General features: G+C 79.7%; 2 protein-coding genes. Both read right to left on the minus strand.

The annotated features are described in order from the left end of the window. Window positions 1–843: aminotransferase class I/II-fold pyridoxal phosphate-dependent enzyme (locus tag BZZ08_RS38395; protein ID WP_241965668.1), on the minus strand; the 843-nt coding region annotated here is incomplete at its 3' end. A 221-nt stretch (window positions 844–1,064) separates the two neighbouring features. After that, the coding region (locus tag BZZ08_RS38400; RefSeq protein WP_104636729.1) for a hypothetical protein at window positions 1,065–1,612 on the minus strand (548 nt) is incomplete at its 5' end.

Below are 1,612 nucleotides of genomic sequence, written 5' to 3' on the forward strand. Positions count from 1 at the left end.
GACGGGGGCCGCGACGCGGGCGCCGAGCGCGGTGAGCACGTCGAGCACGCGCGCGTGCAGGCCGTTCCCGGCGGCGGAGGCGGGGAAGCGGGCGACGGCGGCCGGCCAGGCCGGCGGGAGCAGCGCGCCCGCCAGGTCGGTGACGACGGTGACCCGTTCGGGCAGCATCTCGGCGGGGCTGAGGAGCACGGTGGCGTGCGGGTCGTGCAGGGTGTCGCGCCAGGTCTCGTCGCTGACCAGGTGCAGTCCCTCGCTCGCGGCGGCCTCGACGGTCTGGTGCAGCAGCTCGGGCGGCGCGACGGTGCCGGTCGGGTCGTCGGCGACGGACAGCACGAGCAGCCGGGGGTCGCCGCCCTCGGCGCGGACCCGGCGGACGGTTTCCAGCAGGGCGTACGGGTCGGGCACGCCGCCGGACTCGGCCGGTGTCGGGACGTGGAAGACGGGTCTGCCCAGCAGCCGTGCGTACGGTGCCCACCAGGCGGCGCAGGGACGGGGCACCAGCACGTCGCCGTCCAGTGCGGCGGTCAGTGCGAGCAGGAGGGCGCCCGCGCCGGGGGCGGCGGCCAGGTGGGCGGGTTCGGTGGTCAGGCCGCGCCGGTCCCAGTATCCGCTCGCGGCGTCCAGGAGGGCGGGGGCGCCGCCGGCCGGTTCCCCGCGTGAGCGGCCCGCGGCGGCGGCGAGTACGGCGGACAGCTCGGGCAGCACCGGCAGACCGTCGTCGGGGAAGTGCGGGCCGTACCGGACGGGACCGTGGCCCACGGCGCCGTGGCCCGCACCGGTGCGGCCGACGGGGTCGTGGCCCGCGGGTCCGGTGGCCGGGCCCTCGGGGTCCGTGCGCCGCATGCGTACCTCCGCGCGTCCGTGCCGCCTGTCCGTGCCCTGTCCGTGCCGTGTCCGGTCTCCGTCGGGGCCGGGCCCGCTTCCTGCCGGGCCCGGGGCCGTCGGGGCCGGGCGGGCCCGTCCCGTGCTCGTTCGCCGTTCGTTGATCCCCGTACCCATCGCGCCGCCCCGCCATGGCTCCGGCTCCGGTTGCGCGCGTCACAGCCGGACCGGCGTCCGCGGGGTCAGCGCTCGCCGTCCTCCCCGCGCAGCCGCAGCCGCAGCCGGTGCGCGGCCGCACCGGCTGCGCCCGCGATCAGGACACCACCGGCGACCAGTGCGGGCACCGAGTCGCCGAAGGTCCCGCCGGTACCGGCCCGCACCCCGTGTTCCGCCGTGCCACCGCCGCAGGAGGTGCCCTGCGCGGTGGGTTCGGGGCACGCGGGCTCGGTGGGGGCGCAGGGCGTGCCGTGGGCGGAGGTCCCCGCGCGCGGGGCGGCGGTCTCCCGGCACGCCGGCTGACCGGCGCCGGTGCCGCTCTCCTCCGGCACGCTCATGGTCGCGCTCCAGGGGTCGCCGTCCTCGCCGCCCGAGGCGTCGGGACAGGCTCCGTCGACGGTCCAGTCCTCCGCGGCCCCGGCGCCGCCCTCCGTCTCCGCCGAGCCCTCGGTGTCCGCGGCGCCCCCGGCGCCCGGCGGGTCCTCCGTGCCCTCCGCGCCGGTCGGGCCGCACGAGACCGAGACGGTGACGGTGTCACCGGGGGCGGCGTCCGCCGGGCTGACCTGCGCGGCGG

This window comes from Streptomyces sp. MH60 (assembly GCF_002939385.1).
Lineage (GTDB): Bacteria > Actinomycetota > Actinomycetes > Streptomycetales > Streptomycetaceae > Streptomyces.